This window comes from Vibrio sp. FE10 (assembly GCF_030297155.1).
Taxonomy (GTDB): domain Bacteria; phylum Pseudomonadota; class Gammaproteobacteria; order Enterobacterales; family Vibrionaceae; genus Vibrio; species Vibrio apostichopi.
The window spans coordinates 497,087-520,217 of sequence record NZ_AP028067.1 but is presented as its reverse complement, the minus strand read 5'-3'; the positions used below and the strand labels follow the sequence as shown (position 1 = coordinate 520,217).

18 protein-coding genes are annotated in these 23,131 nt (G+C 45.0%); 5 read left to right on the top strand and 13 right to left on the bottom strand.

Features of this window, described 5'->3' with window-relative positions:
• Positions 1 to 5: 5 nt before the first annotated feature.
• The 5 genes from QUF19_RS02380 (at position 6) to QUF19_RS02360 (ending at position 4,323) form a co-directional block, all read left to right on the top strand.
• The gene (locus tag QUF19_RS02380; RefSeq protein WP_286295574.1) at positions 6 to 959 is read left to right on the top strand and encodes a cobalamin biosynthesis family protein; all 954 of its coding nucleotides are present in this window, start codon (positions 6 to 8) and stop codon (positions 957 to 959) included.
• Position 960: 1 nt separating this feature from the next.
• Positions 961 to 1,833, top strand: a complete 873-nt coding sequence (gene btuF, locus QUF19_RS02375; protein WP_286295573.1) for a vitamin B12 ABC transporter substrate-binding protein BtuF — start codon at positions 961 to 963, stop codon at positions 1,831 to 1,833.
• Positions 1,834 to 1,907: 74 nt separating this feature from the next.
• Positions 1,908 to 2,525, top strand: coding sequence for a TRIC cation channel family protein (locus QUF19_RS02370; protein ID WP_017106808.1), 618 nt, complete (start codon positions 1,908 to 1,910; stop codon positions 2,523 to 2,525).
• 278 nt (positions 2,526 to 2,803) lie between these two features.
• Entirely contained in the window at positions 2,804 to 3,385 is a 582-nt protein-coding gene (locus QUF19_RS02365; RefSeq protein ID WP_286295572.1) for a flavodoxin family protein, read from the top strand.
• A 92-nt stretch (positions 3,386 to 3,477) separates the two neighbouring features.
• Entirely contained in the window at positions 3,478 to 4,323 is an 846-nt protein-coding gene (locus tag QUF19_RS02360; protein ID WP_286295571.1) for a LysR family transcriptional regulator, read from the top strand.
• On the opposite strand, the gene QUF19_RS02355 is transcribed toward QUF19_RS02360, so the two are convergent.
• The 13 genes from QUF19_RS02355 to ftsW all read right to left on the bottom strand — a co-directional run bounded on the left by QUF19_RS02355 (position 4,274) and on the right by ftsW (position 23,129).
• Positions 4,274 to 5,053, bottom strand: coding sequence for a TSUP family transporter (locus tag QUF19_RS02355; RefSeq protein ID WP_286295570.1), 780 nt, complete (start codon positions 5,051 to 5,053; stop codon positions 4,274 to 4,276). The two genes, QUF19_RS02360 and QUF19_RS02355, sit on opposite strands and share 50 nt — an antisense overlap.
• Positions 5,054 to 5,248: 195 nt before the next feature.
• Positions 5,249 to 8,479 carry a carbamoyl-phosphate synthase large subunit gene (gene carB, locus QUF19_RS02350; protein WP_004734974.1) on the bottom strand — a complete coding sequence of 1,077 codons (3,231 nt, stop codon included), beginning with the start codon at positions 8,477 to 8,479 and terminating at the stop codon, positions 5,249 to 5,251.
• Positions 8,480 to 8,495: 16 nt separating this feature from the next.
• Positions 8,496 to 9,635, bottom strand: a complete 1,140-nt coding sequence (gene carA, locus QUF19_RS02345) for a glutamine-hydrolyzing carbamoyl-phosphate synthase small subunit (protein ID WP_016783965.1) — start codon at positions 9,633 to 9,635, stop codon at positions 8,496 to 8,498.
• A 503-nt stretch (positions 9,636 to 10,138) separates the two neighbouring features.
• Positions 10,139 to 10,963, bottom strand: coding sequence for a 4-hydroxy-tetrahydrodipicolinate reductase (gene dapB, locus QUF19_RS02340; RefSeq protein WP_017072828.1), 825 nt, complete (start codon positions 10,961 to 10,963; stop codon positions 10,139 to 10,141).
• Positions 10,964 to 11,055: 92 nt separating this feature from the next.
• Positions 11,056 to 11,454, bottom strand: coding sequence for an 8-oxo-dGTP diphosphatase MutT (gene mutT, locus QUF19_RS02335; RefSeq protein WP_004734971.1), 399 nt, complete (start codon positions 11,452 to 11,454; stop codon positions 11,056 to 11,058).
• Between the two features lie 308 nt (positions 11,455 to 11,762).
• Positions 11,763 to 14,489 carry a preprotein translocase subunit SecA gene (gene secA, locus QUF19_RS02330; RefSeq protein ID WP_286295569.1) on the bottom strand — a complete coding sequence of 909 codons (2,727 nt, stop codon included), beginning with the start codon at positions 14,487 to 14,489 and terminating at the stop codon, positions 11,763 to 11,765.
• Between the two features lie 388 nt (positions 14,490 to 14,877).
• Positions 14,878 to 15,795, bottom strand: coding sequence for a UDP-3-O-acyl-N-acetylglucosamine deacetylase (gene lpxC, locus QUF19_RS02325; protein WP_017087510.1), 918 nt, complete (start codon positions 15,793 to 15,795; stop codon positions 14,878 to 14,880).
• A 96-nt stretch (positions 15,796 to 15,891) separates the two neighbouring features.
• Positions 15,892 to 17,121 (bottom strand): cell division protein FtsZ, encoded by a 1,230-nt coding sequence (ftsZ, locus tag QUF19_RS02320; RefSeq protein WP_286295568.1) that lies wholly within the window; start codon positions 17,119 to 17,121, stop codon positions 15,892 to 15,894.
• Positions 17,122 to 17,152: 31 nt separating this feature from the next.
• Positions 17,153 to 18,421, bottom strand: coding sequence for a cell division protein FtsA (gene ftsA / locus QUF19_RS02315; RefSeq protein WP_004729844.1), 1,269 nt, complete (start codon positions 18,419 to 18,421; stop codon positions 17,153 to 17,155).
• A complete protein-coding gene (locus QUF19_RS02310; RefSeq protein ID WP_020477273.1) occupies positions 18,414 to 19,202 on the bottom strand; it encodes a cell division protein FtsQ/DivIB in 789 nt (262 codons plus the stop codon). The genes ftsA and QUF19_RS02310 overlap by 8 nt, the downstream gene beginning before the upstream one ends.
• A gap of 182 nt (positions 19,203 to 19,384) precedes the next feature.
• Positions 19,385 to 20,845 carry a UDP-N-acetylmuramate--L-alanine ligase gene (gene murC / locus QUF19_RS02305; RefSeq protein WP_017109277.1) on the bottom strand — a complete coding sequence of 487 codons (1,461 nt, stop codon included), beginning with the start codon at positions 20,843 to 20,845 and terminating at the stop codon, positions 19,385 to 19,387.
• A gap of 13 nt (positions 20,846 to 20,858) precedes the next feature.
• Complete coding sequence (gene murG, locus QUF19_RS02300) at positions 20,859 to 21,920, bottom strand: undecaprenyldiphospho-muramoylpentapeptide beta-N-acetylglucosaminyltransferase (protein WP_286295567.1); 1,062 nt, start codon at positions 21,918 to 21,920, stop codon at positions 20,859 to 20,861.
• Positions 21,921 to 21,932: 12 nt separating this feature from the next.
• Complete coding sequence (ftsW, locus tag QUF19_RS02295; protein ID WP_286295566.1) at positions 21,933 to 23,129, bottom strand: cell division protein FtsW; 1,197 nt, start codon at positions 23,127 to 23,129, stop codon at positions 21,933 to 21,935.
• Positions 23,130 to 23,131 lie beyond the last annotated feature (2 nt).

Below are 23,131 nucleotides of genomic sequence, written 5' to 3'. Positions count from 1 at the left end.
TAGACATGCAAACACTGTTTGATCAGGTATTTGCAAATGGCGTGCTCCTTGTAATGTGGGGAGCACTGCTTTTTCATTTAATTTTACCTATCCCCCATGCCGCACATCCCACGACCTTATGGCATAAGTTTGCTGAGCTTTTAGCAAGCAAGGTTAATAACAACCAAAACTATTCCCAAAGCTTAATCTCGGGCACATTAGCCTGGGGGTTAATGGTCTTGCCGGCACTCGTTATTCTATTGGCACTGCAGCCACTGGTTTGGCAATCTCAACTGTTTGAATTAGCGCTGTTATTACTCGCCATTGATTGGCGCAATAATGAAAAGCTGGCTAATCAGTTGATCAAAGCACTTGGCCGAGAAGATAAAGCTGCCGCTCGTCAGTTATTGGCTCCTATTGTTAATCGTCAAACTGAATCACTGTCATCACTAGGGCTTGGCAAAGCCGCTGCTGAAACCATCATCATGGGTTACGCTCGTAATGTGGTTTGTGTGTTGTTCTGGTACGCCATTGGTGGTGGAGTCGCCGCTTTAATGTATCGCCTGATTGTTGAGTTAGCGCGTGCGTGGTCACCAAGTCGTAAGCGATTTTCTCCGTTCGGCTCAACGGCTATCAAGATTGTCGCTATCCTAGAATTCATACCCATGCGCTTATTTGCTTTGATGATCGTATGTGGTGATAAAGCCACACACACGTTTAAGATGATGTTAGTTCAGAGTCGTTCTTGGCCATTACCCGGCCCAGCATGGTTAGTTACCGCTGTTGGCAACAAGCTCGAGCTATCATTGGGCGGCCCTGCGATTTACGACAATACCAAAGCCATTCGTGCAAAATTAGGCGGCAGAATCGCTCCATCAGCCCTACATTTGTCACAGGTTCAAAAGCTGGTTTTTGGCCGCATCGCTATCTGGATATTCTTACAAAGCCTAGTCTTACTCATTATTCACCAAGGGATTTAAAGTGAAACCCTCTCAACTCATTACACGATGTACCGCCCTCGCGTTCAGTCTCAGCTTTTGTTTATGGACTCCCGCTTCCCTCGCAACAGAGAACGCAACAGAAGTCGTGACTGCCAAACGTGTCATCAGTCTTGCTCCTCATGCGACTGAGCTCGCCTACAGCGCAGGTTTAGGTGACAACCTAATCGCGGTGAGTGAGCGAAGTGATTATCCACCACAAGCTGACAAGCTAGAGAAAGTGGCGAATTACCAAGGCATCAAGGTTGAGAAAATCATCGCCCTGCAACCTGATCTGATTCTCGCGTGGCCTGCTGGGAATCCGCCAAGAGAACTCGCAAAACTGGAGCAGTTTGGATTTAATATTTACTACTCTAAAACCAAAAGCCTAGACAGCATTGCGACCAATATCGAGCAACTCAGCCAATACTCCAGTGACCCGAGTATTGGAGAGAATAATGCCAAGCAATACAAAGAGCAGCTCAACGCGTTGAGACTAAAATATAAAGATGCTGAGCCAGTAAATTATTTTTATCAGCTCAGTGAAAAGCCGATCATCACCGTCGCTCAAGGGCACTGGCCAAGCGAGGTGTTTGAGTTTTGTGGTGGCCACAATATTTTTGAAGACAGTGCTTCCCCTTACCCGCAAGTTGGCATTGAGCAAGTTGTGTTAAGGAAGCCACAAGTGATCTTCACTTCTCAGCATGCAATTGAGAATGGAACCATGTGGCAAACTTGGGAAGATGAGATCCCGGCAGTCGCTCAAAATCAGATTTGGTCACTCAACTCTGATTGGATTAATCGCCCGACGACGAGAACTTTGAAAGCGATCCAACAAGTATGCGATTTCTTCGATAGAGCTAGGCAAAATCACTAACTATTTGCTGCGTTTTTTCGTACAATTCGCCACCGACCTGTCCCTACAATTTCAACCATAAGAGCACCAGTATCATGGACTCCATGCTGCTTTATATTATCGATTTATTTGGCACTGCCATTTTTGCTGTCTCAGGCGTATTTGTCGCTGGCCGTCTTAAGATGGATCCCTTTGGTGTCGCCGTTTTAGGCAGTGTAACCGCGATTGGCGGTGGTACTATTCGTGACATGGCATTGGGTGCAACTCCCGTGTTTTGGATCACCGATACCACCTACCTTTGGGTCATCATCACCACCTGTTTGCTGACCATGATTATAGTAAGACGTCCAAAGCGTCTGGCTTGGTGGATCCTGCCAGTATGTGATGCGATCGGCTTAGCGGTATTTGTTGGCATTGGTGTTGAGAAAGCACTGATTTATCAAGACTCTGCATTGGTTGCTATTATCATGGGTGTGATCACAGGCTGCGGTGGCGGCATTATCCGTGACGTACTTGCTCGTGAAGTTCCAATGATCCTAAGAAGTGAAGTCTACGCGACCGCTTGTATCATTGGCGGCGCTTTCCATACCATGGCAATTAGCATGGGGCACGATTCAGAAACGGCCTTTTTAGCCGGCGTGTTCACGACACTATTGATTAGGCTTGGCGCTATTCGCTGGCACTTGTCACTGCCTACCTTCGCAATCAAATAGGCTAGCGTTACAAAATAGAAATGGGCTCCGCAAAGGAGCCTTTTTAATTCCGTTTTAAATCACTGTACCCTCAATTTCACCCTTCAAAGATCCCCTTTCTTTCCTTACTCTCAATTTAGTTAGCTTGTTAGTTCATAGCTCCTAGCTCTTAGCTCTTAGCTCTTAGCTTAAAGGTTAGTAAGGTTTTTTATTTACTTACCTGGCTAACAAGCTATATTAGTAAACAAATCACTTTATAAATAATTTTATTTACTAACACTGACAATAGGGAACTCAAGATGAGTATCAATAAAGTAGGCATTGTTTTCTTCTCTAAGAATGGAGCGACCAAGCAAGTCGCAGAGACAATCGCTGAAGGTGTAAACACTCAACAATCTAACTCAGCACTGCTCATTGAAGTCCTCTCTTCTGAAGTAATAGAAGGAAGATATGACAATGACGATAAGCTCAAAGCATTAGATAGCTGTGATGCGATTATCTTTGGTGCTCCGACTTACATGGGCTCACCAGCTGCTCAGTTTAAAAGCTTTATGGATGCGAGCAGTGATACCTATTGTAAGAAAGCATGGCGAAATAAACTCGCAGCTGGGTTTACCACAGGAGGTAGCCTTAACGGTGAGCAACAACAAACCTTGTTAAGCTTTTTCACTCTGGCTTGTCAGCATGGCATGATTTGGGCAGGGCTTGATATCTCAAAGCATATTGATGATTTAGGTTTGAATCGCACGGGTTCAAGTATTGGTTTGGTCGCCAGTGATGATCAGACGGCAGAGAGCACGAATAGTCACATTAACAGCAATGACCTTAAAACCGCTTTCTATTTTGGTCAGCGTATCGCGAATCTAGTTAAAAGAACCTAGCTTGCTTAATATCTATGAGCTCAAGACTAGAGAATGAATGGTGTTTGAGGTAACTTGGTTCAATCATTCCCAACTTTCATGAATATCACTCAATGTTACTCGAAGGAATCGAAACTCTATTGGTGCTGAGCAAAGCAAAGACCATGAGCCGCACCGGCAGCTTGCTTTACATCAGCCAATCAGCGGTCAGCAAACGGATTGCGAATTTAGAAAAGAAGCTAGGTAAAAAGCTCATAGAACCGAGTGGCCGACAGATCAAACTGACGCCAGATGCGATTGCATTAATCGAGAGTATCGGCCCTGCATTCAATGAGCTTAGAGGGCTTATCTATGAGCAACAAGAGTTGGAAGACACCACCCTTATTACCTTAGATAGCTCTAAATCTTTGATCGCAGGTTATTTAGGGCAAATGATGGGGCAATTTATCCAACAAGATAAATACATCACCATCACCACTAACCATACTCCAAGAATTATCGAGCGAGTACAATCGGGTAAGGCGACCTTGGGACTGTGCGCTGGCTTACTGCCTCCACACCATGGACTGATGACCTTTCACCTGTTTGACGAACCATTCTACATTGTCAGTCAAACACCACTGACTGAGCTTCCCCCGTTAGTCATTACCAACGACATGACGAATCCGGCAAACTCGTATCAGTTATCTGTGCTTGAAAAGTTCGGCATCAAACCCTTGATGGAGATGGATGCTTACACTGCGGCAGCCCAGCTAGCATTGGGGGGGGCAGGGCCTGCTTTGATCCCGCTCTCTATCGTAAAGACACTCAATATTCAGCCTCAATACCTATTTAGCTTTCCGGAATTAGAGGGGTTAATTCGACCGATTCATATCTGTGTTAGGCCAAATAGCTATCAGTCCCCACGAGTTAAAATACTGATAGAATCCATTGTTGATGCTGTTCCCAAAGCAGTTTAGATGCCATTAACATCGACATCACGATCACAAGGGGGCGAATCCACTTCTGCCCTTTTGTCACCACGACTTTAGCGCCAAGCTGAGCGCCCATAAAGCCACCAACCGCCATCACTAAGCCCAGCTCCCAAATGGGTAAACCAGCAATAATAAAGAAAATTAGAGCTGCAATATTCGAGGTGAAGTTAAGAACCTTAGTACGAGCCGTGGCATCCACTAAAGAGAAATGGCCGATAGCAACAAAGCAAACCGTGAAAATAGAGCCCGTTCCTGGTCCAAAAAATCCATCGTAGAAGCCAACACCACCACCAATGCACAAAGCAAACATCGCCTCAGAGATCTTTTGTTTGCCCTCAGACGCTCTGGTTTGTGGTGCTAATAGGAAGTAGAGAGAGATGGCAATAAGCAGTAATGGGATCATGCTGGTCAGCAAGCTCGCGTCAATATGCTGCACTAACTCAGCGCCAATCGCGGAACCAATAAAGGTACAGAGAATGGCAAGGCGCATCTCTTTTATGTTCACGATACCGTTGCGTACGAAGTACCAACTGGCGGAGAAACTACCAAAAGAACTTTGAAGTTTATTGGTGGCCAGTGCCTGCGTTGGTGGTACTCCTGCCGCTAGCAATGCAGGTAGAGTCAACAACCCACCGCCGCCAGCCATTGCATCAATAAAGCCTGCCGCCGTTGCAACAACAAACAAGATAGCCAATATTTCTAGAGTGATTTCCATATACCCAACGCCTTAAATTCTCGTGTAGCGACAACTTACCACCGTGAGCAAACAATCAACAACGAAACACAAGATTGTAACCTATTCCAAATTTTCACCATTTAACCGACACCAGATAACAGACATAAAAAAGCCCACTCCGAAGAGTGGGCTTTGAGCATTTATATCCGCTTAACAGCGATACACGTGAGTCAATTAAGCTTGAGAAGCTTTAACTTGTGCGTGTAACTCTTGAACTGAAGTTACTGACGTTTTCGCGTCTGCAGTGTGCGCCATACAAGTCGCGAATGCAGCGTTTAGCGTAGTCGTGTAGTTCACTTTCTCAGCCAATGCGCCACGACGAAGAACTTTAGAATCTTCAATCGCTTGACGGCCTGCTGCAGTGTTCACGATGTACGTGTACTCATTGTTCTTGATACGGTCAAGAATGTGAGGACGACCTTCGTGTACCTTGTTTACTAGACGTGGGTTAATGCCCGCTTCGCCAAGGATAACTGCAGTACCGTGTGTTGCATCTAGCTGGTAGCCAAGCTTAGATAGCTTAGATGCTAGGTCAACAACACGCTCTTTGTCGCCTTCGCGAACAGAAAGAAGTGCACGGCCGCCTTCTGGGTAGATGTTGCCACAACCCAATTCAGCTTTAGAATATGCTTCAGCAAACGTTGCACCAACACCCATAACTTCACCAGTAGAGCGCATTTCTGGGCCTAATAGTGGGTCAACACCAGGGAATTTGTTGAACGGAAGAACAACTTCTTTCACTGAGTAGTATGGTGGGATGATTTCTTTCGTAAAGCCTTGAGACTCTAGCGATTGACCCGCCATAACACGAGCTGCAATCTTAGCAACTGCTGCGCCTGTTGCTTTCGATACGAACGGTACTGTACGTGCTGCACGAGGGTTAACTTCGATTAGGTACACTTCGTTGTTCTTAACAGCAAACTGCGTATTCATTAGACCACGAACACCCAACTCGAACGCTAGCTTTTCAACTTGCTCACGCATTACGTCTTGGATTTCTTGGCTTAGCGTGTAAGCAGGAAGAGAACATGCTGAGTCACCTGAGTGAACACCCGCTTGTTCGATATGCTCCATGATACCCGCAATAACAACGCGCTCACCGTCACAAATCGCATCAACGTCGACTTCAATTGCATCATCTAGGAAGCTATCAAGTAGTACTGGAGATTCGTTTGAAACACTGACTGCTTCGTTGAAGTAGCGACGTAAGTCTTGCTCGTCGTATACGATTTCCATCGCACGACCACCAAGAACATAAGAAGGACGAACAACCAATGGGAAGCCGATTTCGCGAGATTTCTCTACCGCTTGCTCCATTGTTGTTACTGTCGCGTTTTCTGGTTGTAGAAGACCAAGACGGTCAACAGCAACTTGGAAACGCTCACGGTCTTCTGCACGGTCGATTGCGTCTGGGCTAGTACCAATGATTGGTACGCCAGCAGCTTCAAGCTCACGAGCCAGTTTCAGTGGTGTTTGACCACCGTACTGAACGATAACGCCTTTTGGCTTCTCAACACGAACGATTGCTAGTACGTCTTCCAGAGTTACTGGTTCAAAGTACAGGCGGTCAGACGTATCGTAGTCTGTCGAAACTGTCTCAGGGTTACAGTTAACCATGATTGTTTCGTAGCCATCTTCACGTAGTGCTAGAGATGCATGTACACAACAGTAATCGAATTCAATACCTTGGCCGATACGGTTTGGACCGCCGCCTAAGATCATGATTTTCTCTTTGTCTGTTGGGTTCGATTCACATTCGTCATCGTAAGATGAGTACATGTAAGCCGTATCCGAAGAGAACTCAGCAGCACACGTATCTACACGCTTGTAGACTGGGTGAATATCGTATTGGTCACGTAGACGACGAATTTCACTTTCTGCCACACCTAGAATCTTAGACAGGCGAGCATCAGCAAAACCTTTACGCTTAAGCTTCATTAGCTCGTCTTTATTCAGACCAGCAAAGCCTTTCGCTTTAAGTTCTTGCTCAAGTTTAACAATGTCTTCGATTTGAACTAGGAACCAGCGGTCAATTTGCGTTAGGTTGAATACACCATCAACTGACATACCAGCACGGAAAGCGTCTGCGATGTACCAAATACGGTCAGAACCAGCTTCTTTAAGCTCATGGCGAATCGTCGTTAGAGCGTCAGGTGCATCTAGGTCGACCATTTCGTCAAAACCAGTTGCGCCAACTTCTAGACCGCGAAGTGCTTTCTGTAGAGATTCTTGTTGGTTACGGCCGATAGCCATAACTTCACCAACCGACTTCATTTGCGTCGTTAGACGGTCGTTAGCACCTGCAAATTTCTCGAAGTTAAAACGAGGAATCTTAGTTACTACGTAGTCAATTGTTGGTTCGAATGATGCTGGCGTTGCACCGCCAGTGATGTCATTCATTAGCTCGTCTAGCGTAAAGCCAACAGCCAGTTTCGCTGCAATCTTAGCTATTGGGAAACCTGTTGCTTTAGAAGCAAGTGCAGAAGAACGAGATACACGTGGGTTCATCTCGATGATAACCATACGACCATCTTTCGGGTTGATACCAAACTGTACGTTTGAACCACCCGTTTCAACACCAATCTCACGCAGTACCGCTAGAGAAGCGTTACGCATTAGTTGGTATTCTTTGTCTGTTAGCGTTTGAGCCGGAGCCACTGTGATTGAGTCACCAGTGTGAATACCCATTGGGTCAAAATTTTCAATCGCACATACGATGATGCAGTTGTCGTTCTTGTCGCGAACCACTTCCATCTCGTACTCTTTCCAACCGATAAGTGACTCATCGATTAGAAGTTCGTTGGTTGGAGACAAGTCCAAACCACGACGACAGATTTCTTCAAATTCTTCTTTGTTATAAGCGATACCACCGCCTGTACCACCCATCGTAAACGATGGACGAATGATACAAGGGAAACCAACCATTTCTTGAACTTTGTAAGCTTCTTCCATCGTTTTCGCTGTATCAGCCGTTGGACACTCAAGACCAATCGATTTCATTGCTTTATCAAAACGAGAGCGGTCTTCAGCTTTATCGATAGCGTCAGCAGTTGCGCCAATCATCTCTACGCCGAACTCTTCAAGTACGCCGTATTTTTCTAAATCTAACGCACAGTTAAGTGCAGTTTGGCCACCCATTGTCGGTAGAACTGCATCTGGCTTCTCTTTAGCGATGATGTTACGAACCACTTCCCATTGGATAGGTTCGATGTAAGTCGCATCAGCCATATCTGGGTCAGTCATGATTGTCGCTGGGTTCGAGTTTACAAGAATAACTCGGTAACCTTCTTCGCGAAGTGCTTTACAAGCTTGAGCACCAGAGTAATCAAACTCACATGCTTGACCGATAACAATCGGACCAGCACCTAGAATTAGAACACTTTTAATGTCAGTACGTTTTGGCATTATCTACTACTCCGAATTACGCTGTGTGCTGTTTGATTAGTTCAATAAAGTGGTCGAATAGCGGCGCTGCATCTTCTGGACCTGGGCTTGCTTCTGGGTGACCTTGGAAGCTGAATGCTGGTTTATCTGTACGGTGAATACCTTGTAGAGAACCATCAAATAGTGATTTGTGCGTTGCACGTAGTGTCTCTGGAAGGGTTTCTTCGTCAGCAGCAAAGCCGTGGTTTTGTGAAGTAATCATCACAACATCACGATCTAAATCTTTAACCGGGTGGTTTGCACCGTGGTGGCCAAACTTCATCTTCACTGTCTTAGCGCCTGACGCAAGAGCAAGAATCTGGTGACCTAGACAGATACCAAAGATTGGTAAGCCTTTTTCTAGGAACACTTTTGTTGCTTCAATTGCGTAAGTACATGGTTCTGGGTCACCAGGGCCATTTGAAAGGAAAACACCGTCTGGGTTCAGAGCGAGTACTTCTTCTGCTGAAGTTTCAGCAGGAACAACCGTTAGGCGGCAGCCGCGGTCAACAAGCATTCGTAAGATGTTTCGTTTTGCGCCGAAGTCATAAGCAACAACGTGGTATGGCAATTCAGAGTCTGCTTTCGCTTCAGGAAGTCCACCCGTAAGCGTCCACGAACCTTGTTTCCATTGATACGCTTCTTTTGTTGTAACTTCTTTCGCAAGGTCCATACCTTTCAGGCCAGGGAATTCTTTTGCTTTAGCTAGAGCCAAAGCTTCATCTAAATTGTTACCCGCTACGATACAACCGTTTTGAGCACCTTTTTCACGAAGAATACGCGTCAGCTTACGAGTATCGATATCAGCGATACCAATAACGTTTTGCGACTTAAGGTAATCAGAAAGGGATTGTTCATTACGGAAGTTAGAAGCGATTAGAGGGAGATCGCGAATCACAAGGCCTTGAGCGTGGATTGAAGAAGATTCTTCATCTTCGGAATTGGTTCCGGTATTGCCAATGTGAGGGTAAGTAAGGGTAACGATTTGTTGAGAATAGGAAGGATCAGTGAGGATTTCTTGGTACCCCGTCATCGAGGTATTAAAAACGACTTCACCAACTGCAGAACCTACAGCGCCAATGGCTTCACCGTGAAATACTGTCCCATCTTCTAGGACGAGTAGTGCTGACTTCTTCAAGACAACCTCCAGAAATAAAAATGCATTAAAATTGATTTAATTTGCAAATCTACCTTCCTGCAACACCAAAAACTGCGTGTTTATGGAAATTAGACAAATTGGCGGTATTTTAGTGATCTGCGTGATACGTGTCAACATTTAACGCAAAAGAAATTAAACATTTGTAAGAACTAATTCAATTTCCCCCATCAAAGCTTCAAAAGTTCAACTTTCATACTCTATTAATAGGAATATTACGATTTTCTAATTTTCACCCGTCATTTTCACTCACCATTAGGTGGCAAAAATATCACCAACAAAACGCAATCGATAAATACAATGAGTAAACATATAAATTTAAAGCTTTAAACCAAAAATAATGACGAAGCAGCTATAAACAATAGCTAAATGCAGTTCTAATCAGGAAAATTAGAGAATAAGAAGAAAGTAACCAAGAGGAGTTTAAGTGGGGAAAAGCGGTAAATAAAGAAAGCGCCGGCAATTGCCAGCGCATAAATATCTATTTACAGGTCATTCAAACCAAGGACATCCGTCATGGTATAAAAGCCTGCTGGCTTGTCATTTAACCAAACAGCCGCCTTGATCGCACCATTGGCAAAGGTCATTCTATCCGTTGCTTTATGGGTAATTTCAACGCGCTCGCCAATATCAGCAAACATAGCGGTATGCTCACCAATGATGTCACCGGCACGAATTGTCGCAAAACCGATCTCATCTTTTGTACGCTCGCCCGTAATGCCTTCGCGTGACCATACAGCGACATCGTTGAGCTCGTTGCCCATCGCTCCAGCAATCGCTTCGCCCATGCCAATCGCAGTGCCAGAAGGTGCATCGACTTTATGACGGTGGTGAGCCTCTACGATTTCAACATCACAGTAATCGCCCATCACTTTAGCGGCCTTTTCTAGCAGCTTAAATACTAGGTTCACACCAACGCTGTAGTTTGGTGCCATTACAATAGACATCTCTTTTGATGCTGCATCGATAACCTGCTTTTCTTCTTCAGAGAAACCAGTAGTGCCGATGATCAGTTTTTTACCGTGACGCTTACAAAGTTCAATATTCGCTAATGTGCTCACAGGTGCGGTAAAGTCGACGATCACGTCAAACTCTTCAATCGCTTTCGAAAGGTCATCAACTAGAGCTACATCAAAACGACCTTCACCGCATAACTCGCCAACGTCAACACCGACCAAAGATGACTCTGGACGCTCTGAACCAGCACCAACGCTTGCTTCTGAATTATGGTGAGCGGCTTTCACCAAGTTACGACCCATACGGCCAGCTGCTCCTGCAATTGCAATTCTTACCACTGCGAATATCTCCATTGTTTTGGTTACCGTCACTGCTCATCTGTCGCAGCAACGTTCATTCGATTAATCTCTTTAAACTAACAACAATCTCAAACTCAGGCTAGCAATTACGAAAACTCTTTTATTACTCGCTCTAAAATTGGCACATTTGCTTCAGGGAACGCGTATTGGCTCAATGATTCAAGATCGACCCATTCACCTTGCTGCCCTTCTTTACCATAAGGCTGTTGCTCGAAATCGGTCACAAGGATGAAATCGAACTTAAGTGACTTATCACTGTAATCAAACTCAAGGTGTTCAAACAAAGACTGTTCTGTCACCTTAATGCCAATCTCTTCATCAAGTTCACGGGCCATCGCTTGCTCTATGGTTTCGCCCGCTTCTACTTTTCCACCAGGAAATTCCCAGAAGCCGCCTTTATGCTTGTCGTCTGGGCGCTTAGTAATAAATACTTGTGACTTATCTTGGTTGAAGATAATGCCCGCTACAATATGGATTCTTTTCATATGATGGTGTTCCTTCTATGTCCTTACCGTCATTCCCTACAATGAGGAACGAATTAGATAGGGAATCTGCTCTTTTGTTAGTTCGAAAGATCCCCGACTCGCTCGTACCTCACTCTCGAGGATGACGCTATCAAAACCTTATTATTCACATACAAAAAGAGCCGCCTAAGCGACTCTTTTTAATATCAGTAAGTTTTATGAAGCTAAGCTGTGACGTATTGAGTGCAAGGAGGAGGCACGGAGCTTACGTTAGTAAGTGAGTACCTCCGACACTGCCAATCATCCGTTACAGCAACGTTTCACCAAACTTAGTCAATTTTGCCGTGACACTGCTTATACTTCTTACCACTTCCACATGGGCATGGTTCGTTACGACCCACTTTACGCTCATCACGTACTACCGTTTGTGGAGATGCCGCATCCGCTTCATCGTCAGCTAGCTGGTTTTCAGCCGTTGCATGTTGTGCTTGTGCACGACGCGCCGCTTGTTCAGCTTGAGCTTGACGTTGAGCTTCCATCTTTTCCACTTCTTCTTGTTGCTGAACGCGAACTTTAGAAAGGATGGTCACAACGTCTGTTTTCAGCACATCTAGTAGACCTTCAAACAGTTCAAACGACTCGCGCTTGTACTCTTGTTTCGGGTTCTTCTGAGCATAACCACGTAAGTGGATACCTTGACGAAGGTGATCCATCGCAGCCAAGTGCTCTTTCCAAAGGCCGTCTAGCGTTTGTAGCATCACAGACTTTTCGAAGTTACGCAGTACTTGAGCACCAACCACTTCTTCTTTCTGTTTGTACGAATCTACTGCCATACCAAGAATGCGCTCACGCAATGCTTCTTCATAAAGCTTGTCGTCTTCGTCTAACCAACCTTGAATATCAAAGTCTAGATCGAAATCATTCTTGAGACGATCTTGCAGACTTGCGATATCCCACATGTCTTCAAGAGACTGAGGAGCGATGTATTCATCAATGACTGACGCCAGTACATCTTCACGGTTGTGTTCGATCATCTCACTGATGTCATCTGAGCTCATCAGCTCATCACGTAGCTCATAAACAACCTTACGTTGGTCATTGGCTACATCATCGTACTCAAGAAGCTGCTTACGGATGTCGAAGTTACGACCTTCCACTTTACGTTGTGCTTTTTCAATTGAGCGAGACAGCATCTTAGATTCAATCGCTTCGCCTTCGTCCATACCACTTTGGATAAGACCAGCCATACGATCAGACGTAAAGATACGTAGCAGAGAATCTTCCATTGATAGGTAGAAACGAGAAGAACCCGCATCACCTTGACGACCAGAACGACCACGTAGCTGGTTATCGATACGGCGAGATTCATGACGCTCAGTACCAATGATGTGCAGACCACCTGACTCAAGAACTGTATCGTGGATAACTCTCCAGTCGCCTTTGATCTTGTCGATCTGCTCTTTGGTTGGATTATCTAGTTTCTCAATTTGTGCCTGCCAGCTACCACCTAACACGATATCGGTACCACGACCGGCCATGTTAGTTGCGATAGTTACCGCACCCGGCATACCAGCTTGCGCAACGATCTCAGCTTCCATCTCGTGGAACTTAGCATTTAGTACGTTGTGCTTAATTTTTGCTTTTTTCAGTGCGTTAGACAGCAGTTCAGATTTCTCGATAGAAACCGTACCAACCAGTGATGGCTGACCAGCCGCTACACGGTCTTTAATGTCTTCGATGATCGCATTGAACTTGTCTTCTTCGGTACGATAAACCACGTCAGGCATATCGTTACGAACCATAGGCTTGTTGGTTGGGATAACCACCGTTTCTAGGCCGTAGATAGACTGGAATTCGAACGCTTCTGTATCAGCAGTACCTGTCATACCTGACAGTTTTTCATACAGACGGAAGAAATTCTGGAATGTGATCGATGCTAATGTTTGGTTTTCATTCTGAATCTTCACACCTTCTTTAGCTTCAACAGCTTGGTGTAAACCTTCAGACCAACGACGACCTGGCATAGTACGACCAGTATGTTCATCAACGATAACCACTTCGCCTTCTTCAGTAACGATGTAGTCGACGTTTTTCTCAAACAATACGTGTGCACGAAGCGCAGCATTCACATGGTGCAATAGGCTGATATTGGTTGGAGAGTAAAGTGTGTCACCCTCTTCCATCAAGCCGTTTTTGACCATTAGTTCTTCTACAAATTCTTGACCGTTTTCAGTCAGGTGAACCTGTTTTGATTTTTCGTCCATGGTGTAGTGACCTTCACCACGGTACTCTTCTGAATCTTCTTTATCTTGACGCTCTAGAGAAGGAATTAGAGTGTTAATGCGCGTATAAAGGTCAGAACTATCTTCAGCTGGGCCAGAGATAATTAACGGAGTACGAGCTTCATCAATTAAGATTGAGTCAACCTCATCGACTACAGCGAAGAAGCGCTCACGTTGAACTCGGTCTTCAGCACGGAAAGCCATGTTGTCACGAAGGTAATCAAAACCAAACTCGTTGTTTGTTCCGTATAGGATGTCAGCTTGGTACGCTTCTTTTTTCTCTGGCGGAGCCATGTTTGCCACATTCACGCCAACAGTCATGCCAAGGAATTCAAATAATGGACGGTTTGTTTCCGCATCACGCTTCGCTAGGTAATCGTTCACCGTTATTACGTGAACACCTTTGCTTGGTAGCGCGTTTAGATAAGCTGGTAGGGTTGCGGTAAGTGTCTTACCTTCACCAGTACGCATCTCTGCAATTTGGCCAGCATTTAGAACCATGCCACCAATCATTTGCACGTCAAAGTGACGCATGCCGTAAACACGCTTAGACGCTTCACGTACCGTAGCGAAAGCTTCAGGTAGAAGTTGATCTAACGATTCACCTTTATCTAAGCGCTCACGAAACTCAACCGTTTTTGCTTTTAGCTCTTCATCAGAAAGTGCTTCAAACGTTGGTTCGTAGTTATTAATTTCTTTTACAATTTTTCTAAGGCGGCGCAGTGTTCTGTCATTGCGACTGCCAATTACCTTTGTCAGCAGCTTAGTAATCATGTGCTTGGAATCTCTTCGTTCTCAGATCGTCCGCGATCTATTTTAAATGCCGTCAGTCTCTACTAGCTATGAACTAGTCTTCAGTTACTAACCAAGGATACTGAGATAAATCTAGTATCTTTGATATTGTACTTGAGAGTAGAGTTTTCAAGGCTTGAGTTAAAATTAATGCCCTTTAGTGTAAGTAATTTTCACACTAACGACCATTTAGAACACCATTTGTTTGATGTGCTTGGAACTTTTCTTTCTAATTGCTGATGGATTAAGCAGACTGCAGCCCATTGGCCAGCAATTTCCGGAGGTTAACGACACTGTATCTGGAAAATAGATACAAAAAAACCAGGCCGATGACCTGGTTTTTGAAATCTTATATTGTTGTAAACAACAATTACGCTAGAACCATACCCGGTTCTGCGAAAGCAACTGGAGAGCCCGCTTCTTCTTCGAATGTTGCCCATTCCCAAGCTTCTGCGTCAGCAAGAACTGCGCGTAAAAGTTGGTTGTTTAGGCCGTGACCTGATTTGTATGCACGGAACTCACCAATGATAGCGTGTCCACACATGTAAAGGTCACCAATCGCATCCAATACTTTATGAGTTACAAACTCATTGTCGAAACGAAGGCCTTCTTCATTAAGAATTCGGTATTCGTCCAGTACGATAGCATTATCAAAGCTACCGCCAAGTACTAGGTTTTGAGACTGAAGGTACTCAATATCGCGCATAAAACCGAAAGTACGAGCACGAGAAATCTGCTTCACAAAACCTTGTGATGAGAAATCAAACAACAAACGTTGCTCATCGGATTCAATTGCAGGGTGGTTAAAGTCGATCTCAAAGTCCATACGGAAGCCGTTAAATGGAACAAACTCTGCCCATTTATCGCCATCTTCAAAACGAATAGGCTTTTTGATTCGAATAAAACGCTTCGCTGCATTCAGTGTTTCTACACCCGCTTGCTGTAGCAAGTATACGAATGGGCTTGCGCTACCATCCATAATTGGAATTTCTGGAGCATCTACTTCAACAATAATGTTGTCGATACCCATTCCGGCTAGAGCTGCGTTAAGGTGCTCCACTGTAGAGATACGTACGCCTTCGTCATTAACAAGAGCGGTACATAGCATAGTGTCACGAACTGATGCTGGATCAGCTGGGAAATCTACAGGTGGATTTACATCTGTACGACGATAAACAATACCTGTATTTGCAGCTGCCGGGCGAAGAGTAAGTGTGACTTTACGACCAGAGTGGAGACCCACACCAGTTGTTTTCACAATTTCTTTCAGAGTACGTTGTCTGATCATCTGCTTGCCTCGTTATCAGTGCTACAAATCACGGTCAGTATTTACCGACCGCGAATTTTACCATTAATTCGACGATAGTCAAATTTTGGGTATTTGTTAATCAGCCTGACGTCGTAAAAATGCTGGGATATCTAAATATCCGCTCTCTTTCTCAGCTTTAGGTGCAGCACTCTGGCTAGCGCCTGTACCTGAAGAAACAGGTGACGTTGTTGGCTGTGGTTTAACTTGAGGTTTTACCTCAGTTTTTTCCTGCAATGGTTGTGCCACTTTCTCTTCCACTTTTGCTGCTGTTTGAACAGCAACTTGAGGTTGAGCCGTTGGCGCTACTTTTGCTTTACCACCAGCAACTAAAGTAATGTCTGGTTTTTTCTCTGTGCCGATACCTGTTGCAACAACAGTTACGCGGATTTCATCCGTCATATCAGGGTCTAGAGAAGTACCAATAACAACCGTTGCGTTATCAGAAGCGAATGCCTTAACTGTATTACCCACAGTTTCGAATTCATCTAAGCGCATATCTAGGCCAGCAGTGATGTTAACAAGAACGCCACGAGCACCAGCTAGGTCGATGTCTTCTAATAATGGGCTAGAAATTGCCGTTTCAGCAGCTTCTTCAGCACGGTCTTCACCTTTTGCGATACCGCTACCCATCATTGCATGACCCATTTCCGACATCACAGTGCGAACATCCGCGAAATCGACGTTGATCATACCAGGGCGAGTAATTAGCTCAGCGATACCTTGTACAGCGTTTTTAAGTACATCATTTGCACTTGCGAAAGCTTCTAGCAGTGTTACGCCACGGCCAAGTACTTTAAGTAGCTTTTCATTTGGAATCGTAATTAAAGAATCCACATGTTTAGAAAGCTCTTCGATACCTTGCTCAGCAAACGCTAAACGCTTTTTGCCTTCAAAGCTAAATGGCTTAGTTACAACAGCAACCGTTAGCACACCCAACTCTTTCGCAACTTCAGCAATAACTGGAGCAGCACCTGTACCTGTACCACCGCCCATACCAGCTGCGATAAATACCATATCGGCGCCAGTTAGAACTTCTTTAATTCTTTCTCGATCTTCGAGAGCTGCATCACGGCCTACTTGTGGGTTTGCACCAGCGCCCAAGCCTTTAGTGATATCACCACCAATCTGGATCACGCTGCTCACGCTTGTTTTACGAAGGGCTTGAGCATCAGTGTTAACACTAATGAATTCTACGCCTTCAATTGACTCACGTACCATGTGCTCAACAGCGTTACCGCCACCGCCACCAACTCCAACGACTTTAATTACTGCATCGTCAGACATTTCCATCATCGGTTCAAACATGTGTTATCTCCGTTTTTTCCTGCAACTCAGGTTAAAACTCTTTTTGTATCCAATTACGCAATTTACCAAATAAACCTGACATAGAAGGTGCTGAACGCTTAGGTTCGCTGTAATCACCTTCATCACTTATCTGACAATCTCTTGCGTAATGAAGTAAACCAACCGCCGTAGAATGATACGGCTCTTTAACATAGTCAGTTAAGCCACTAACTTCTAATGGCTTACCAACTCGAACTTGATTGCGGAAAACACGTTCCGCACACTCTACCAATCCGTCAATTTGTGCCGCTCCACCAGTGAGAACGACGCCAGCTGCAAGGTGGTGCTTAATACCCTCATCTCGTAGCTGTAATTGAACCGTATCAATAGTTTGGTTAACGAGGCCCATAAGTTCAGTGTAACGTGGTTCAATCACTTCCGACAAAGTTTGTCTTTGCAAACTTCTCGATGGACGGCCACCTACACTTGGGACGTTAACAGAATCATCCTTGCTTACGAGTTCACTCAGAGCGCAACCATGGTTTACTTTTATCTCTTCAGCATCGCTCACTGGCGTGCCGAAAGCGAAGGCAATATCACTGGTTACTGCATTTCCTGCGTAGGAAAAGACTTCTGTGTGTCGCAGTGCGCCGCCAGTCCAAATGGAAATATCCATCGTACCGGCACCAATATCAACAACACATACTCCAAGCTCTCTCTCGTCGTCAGTAATTACCGCATTACTTGAGGCAAGTCCTGAAAACACGATTTGTTCTACAGTGAGACCACATCGTTCAACAGCTTTAATAATGTTTCTCGCCATGTCGCTATGGCACGAAATTAGGTGAACACTGACTTCCATTCGAACACCAGATAAACCAAGTGGATTCTTAATGCCTTCTTGGTAATCGATGGTAAATTCTTGTGGAATCACGTGCAGAATTCTCTGTTCATCACCTATTTTAATCGATTTCGCGGTATGGATCGCTCGATCCATATCGTCTTGAGACACTTCTTCATCTGAAATAGTGCCCATGCCTTTTTCAATTCGGCTTGCGATATGCTTACCGGACAGCGAGATAAATACATTGCTGATTTGGCATTCAGCCATCAACTCTGCTTGATCAATTGCTCGCTGAACCGACTTCACTACCGACTCTAGGTCGTTTACACCACCTTTATCCATACCTCTGGATGGGCTTTGCCCTGAACCAATGATATTGATTTGACCATCAGGCAGTATTTCACCAACTAGAGCTGATATGGTCGCAGTGCCTATATCAAGACCAACGATTATGTTGTCATCTGCGGTCTTAGTCATTTCTGCTCTCTTCTAACTCTTGCTCTGGAAACCAGCCTACAGCGGCTCCCGTATCATACCTGAGGTCGATGTAGCTCACTTGATTCGCTTTACTTCCTAATTCGTTATAAAGCGAAATAAAGCGTTCAACACGCTCATCTAAAGAATCTTTACCTAGTTCTAAACGGATACCGTTATCTAGGATTATTTGCCAAGCACGGCGCTCATTGAGAACGAGCGAGGTAACGGTTAACCCTAGACTGTTAATCAAAGGAGTTATCTGTCGCCATTTTGCTATCACTTCTTGGCTGGTCCCTTCCGGGCCATAAAGCTTAACTCTATCGCCCTTCAACAGGCCGATATCGCCATTAAACACTTGACCGTTTTCGTTGAGCAGCATGTTGCCATTCCAGATTGCTGCTGCTTGGTATTCAGTCAAAAATACTTTTATTGTGTCTGGCCACTGTTTACGAATCGAGACAACAGATACCCAAGGTAACGCCTCTAAGCTGTCTTGCAACACCCCAATATCTTGCGACATGAAGGTACCAATATGTTCTAACTCGCCAAAAGCATGCTGAACATCACCAGCCGTTACATAAGTTAAGTCGCCTTGAAGTACTATTTTGGAAAGAGGCAATCGCTGATCGTCCCACATCCAAGTTAGTGTGGTATAGAAGAGAAACCCAATGAATAGCAATACCACGACTAAAAAAGACCCGCCTAAGGCGTGTTTCTTGAGCGATGGTAAACTGAATAGGTGGCGGTTTTCGCTAAAAGTACTTTCTACCAAAGCCCGCATTCCCTGTCGTTGGTTCGCAATTCTATTCCCTATCTTCGTAATAGAGGTAAAAGCACTTACTTTAACCTATGAATTATACTGAGCAAAATCAAACTATCAAACGTTGATAATAAGATTTTTGGTCAATTTTAGGTCAATCGCAAGAAGTGAGCGATTGACCACAGTCTGTAGACAGTATTCTGTTACGCGTTCTGCATATTATTAATGTCTAACTGTAGCGATTCGAGTTGCTTAGCAACACGACCAACATCACCTGCACCCTGCGTTAAAACAAGGTCACCGCCTTGAATGACGTTGGCTAGAACCGATGGCAGCGTGTTGATATCAGCAACGAAGATCGGATCAATCTTACCACGCCCACGAATAGTTCGACTTAACGAGCGTCCGTCTGCCCCTGCAATCGGTTTCTCACCTGCAGAGTACACATCTAATAATATTAGAACATCAACCTGTTCAAGAACGTTAGCAAAGTCATCATACAGGTCACGCGTTCGGCTGTAGCGGTGTGGTTGGAAAATCATCACAAGACGTTTGTCTGTCCAGCCACTACGGGCAGCTTGAATCGTTACATCAACTTCGGTTGGATGATGACCGTAATCATCAACCAACATTGCAATACCCTTACCCGTTTCGTATTCACCAAGGTGATCGAAACGACGGCCAGTGCCTTCCGTTCCCGCCATCGCTTTTAAAATAGCTTCATCGCTGATGTCATCTTCCGTCGCAACCGCAATCGCCGCTGATGCGTTCAGTGCGTTATGGCGACCTGGAATGTTCAACGTAATATCTAGGTTAGCTTTGCCTTCACGTACCACAGTGAACTTGCCTTGTTGGCCTTCCTGTACGTAGTTTTCAATACGGATATCCGCATCTTCTGAGAAGCCGTAGGTAATCACTTGGCGACTAACCTGAGGAATAAGCTCACGTACTACCGGATCATCAACACACATCACAGCCTGACCGTAGAATGGCAGATTGTGTAAGAAATCAATGAACGTCTGCTTTAGCGTTTCGAAATCGCCGCCGTAAGTATCCATATGATCCGCTTCAATGTTAGTAACGATACTCACCATTGGTTGCAGATGTAAGAATGACGCATCGCTTTCATCGGCTTCAGCGATAAGAATGCGACTCGAGCCTAGACGAGCATTCGTGCCTACACTCTTCACCAAACCACCGTTTACAAAGGTTGGATCTAGACCCGCTTCCGAGTAAATCTGTGTCACTAGCGCAGTGGTCGTTGTTTTACCGTGCGTACCTGCCACAGCAATGCCATGACGAAAACGCATCAGTTCAGCCAGCATTTCAGCACGACGAACGATAGGTGTGCGCGCTTCACGAGCGGCAATAATCTCTGGGTTTTCTTCGTTGATAGCGGTTGAAACCACTACCACACTTGCGTCGGCAACGTTACTTGCTTGGTGACCAATATAAACGGTCGCGCCCTTGCTAACTAAACGATCGGTCACTGGGTTTTGAGCAATGTCAGAACCCGTGATCTGATAGCCTTCATTAAGCAAGACTTCAGCAATCCCGCTCATTCCTGCGCCACCAATACCAATGAAGTGGATAGATTTAACACGGCGCATTTCTGGCACCATTGCACGGATTTGCGCTAAGTCTTGGGTATGTTCAATCGTCATCAATTCAATCTCATTATTTTGCTAAAGCTTTAATCGCTTCAGCGACGGTCACATCCGCATCAAGCTTGGCTGCCTGACGAGCTTTTGTTGCCATCATTTTTAATTCATTTCTATCAAGCTGAGCGATAGTGTTCGCTAGCTTATCAGCCGTCAGTTGAGGCTGTTCAATCATTAGCGCCGCGCCACATTCAACGAGGTGATCGGCATTCAGCGCTTGTTGTCTGTCTTTGTGCATGAACGGAACGAAGACAGAACCCACGCCTGCTGCAGACACTTCAGATACGGTCAATGCACCTGAGCGACACACTAATAGATCTGCCCACTCATAAGCTTGCGCCACATCATCAATAAATTCAGTCACTTGAACATTATCTACAGAATGTGATTTGTATTGTTCAATCACTTGTTGTTGATTGTTCTTACCAGCTTGATGCATCACAGTAAAACCTTCACCAAGCTGGGCTATGGTAACTGGTAAGGTATCGTTCAGGATCTTAGCGCCCTGACTGCCACCCATCACGAGGATACGAATATCACCGTCACGCTCTGCCATGCGTTGCTCGGGTTCAGCCAAGGCAACAACATCTTCACGAACAGGGTTACCCACCACCTGTGCAGTAGGAAACGCACCAGGGAAAGCTTGGAACACTTTTTTAGCAATTTTAGATAGCCATTGGTTGGTTAAACCTGCCACTGCATTTTGTTCATGTAGAACCACAGGAATACCGGATAACCATGCCGCGATGCCACCGGGACCACTCACGTAACCACCCATTCCAAGTACAACATCTGGTTGCCATGCTTTGATGTGCTGCCTTGCTTGAAGTATGGCATTAATAATCTGGAATGGCGCTTTAATTAGCTTGCTAATGCCTTGACCGCGCAGGCCTTTTACCTTAATGAAGTCGATCTCAATACCATGCTTTGGTACCAGATCCGCTTCCATTCTGTCCGCAGTTCCTAACCAGCGAATTTCCCAACCTTGTTGCTGAAGCTTTTTAGCCACGGCTAAACCAGGGAAAACGTGACCGCCAGTACCACCAGCCATCACTAAAAGTTTTTTGTTTTTTTTCATCACGTTAGATTCTTATTCTACTAATTCGTTTTGATTGTCGGCTTGTTCTTTTTGTTGTATTCGGCACTCGTGATCGATACGTAGCAGCATCGAAACCGCCACCGACATCACGATCAAACTTGACCCACCGTAACTGATTAATGGCAATGTCAGGCCTTTAGTTGGAACGATACCTGAAGCCGCACCCACGTTAACAAGCGTTTGAAAAGCAAACCAAATACCAATACCAAAGGCAAGGTAGCCACTGAATAACTGGTCGTTTTCGAAGGCTTTCTTACCAATTAGAATCGCTTTAAGCACCAGACTAAAAATAAGGATCAGCACTAAGGTCACGCCAACAAAGCCCAACTCTTCAGCCAATACAGCAAACACAAAATCGGTATGTGCTTCTGGTAAATATTCTAACTTCTGAACCGAGTTACCAAGGCCTTGCCCCATCCAATCACCACGGCCAAATGCCATCAGTGATTGAGTTAACTGGTAGCCACTGCCAAACGGGTCATTCCATGGTTCCCAGAATGAGGTCACACGTCGAACACGATAAGGCTCAATAACAATCAAGCCGACGACCGCGGCAATACCCGCCACCATTAAGGCAATAAACTGTGAAAGCTTGGCACCTGCGATAAATAGCATGCCAAACAAGGTAACCAGCATTACAACAACGGTACCTAAATCGGGTTGGCCAAGGAGTAATACTGCAAAGGCACCAAACACCATAATTGGCTTACCAAAACCACCGAAGAAGGTTTTCCTCACTTCGTCTTGTTTTCGAACCAAGTAGCCTGCCATAAAGATAAACAGCGATAATTTAGCGACTTCGGCAGGTTGTAAGTTAAACAATCCAAGCGGAATCCAGCGCGATGCACCGTTCACCGATTTACCGACAGCTAATACCACAACCAACAAAAAGAAGGATAACCCCAGTAGGTACATGCTGTATTGAAACCAACGCTTCATTGGAATTTGAAGTATTACGCTGGATACGATTAACGCTAACACCAAGAAAATGGCGTGACGGAACATAAAGTGAAACGGCTGATCGGTTAAACGAGCACTGATTGGGAACGAAGCCGACGTTACCATTACCAAGCCCGTTAGCATCAATCCAAGAGCAATCCATACCAACTGACGATCGTAGAGCGCCGCTGGTGTGGCACGGTTAAGCCATTGCCAAATAGATTGATTAATCTCTTTCACTCTTTGCACTG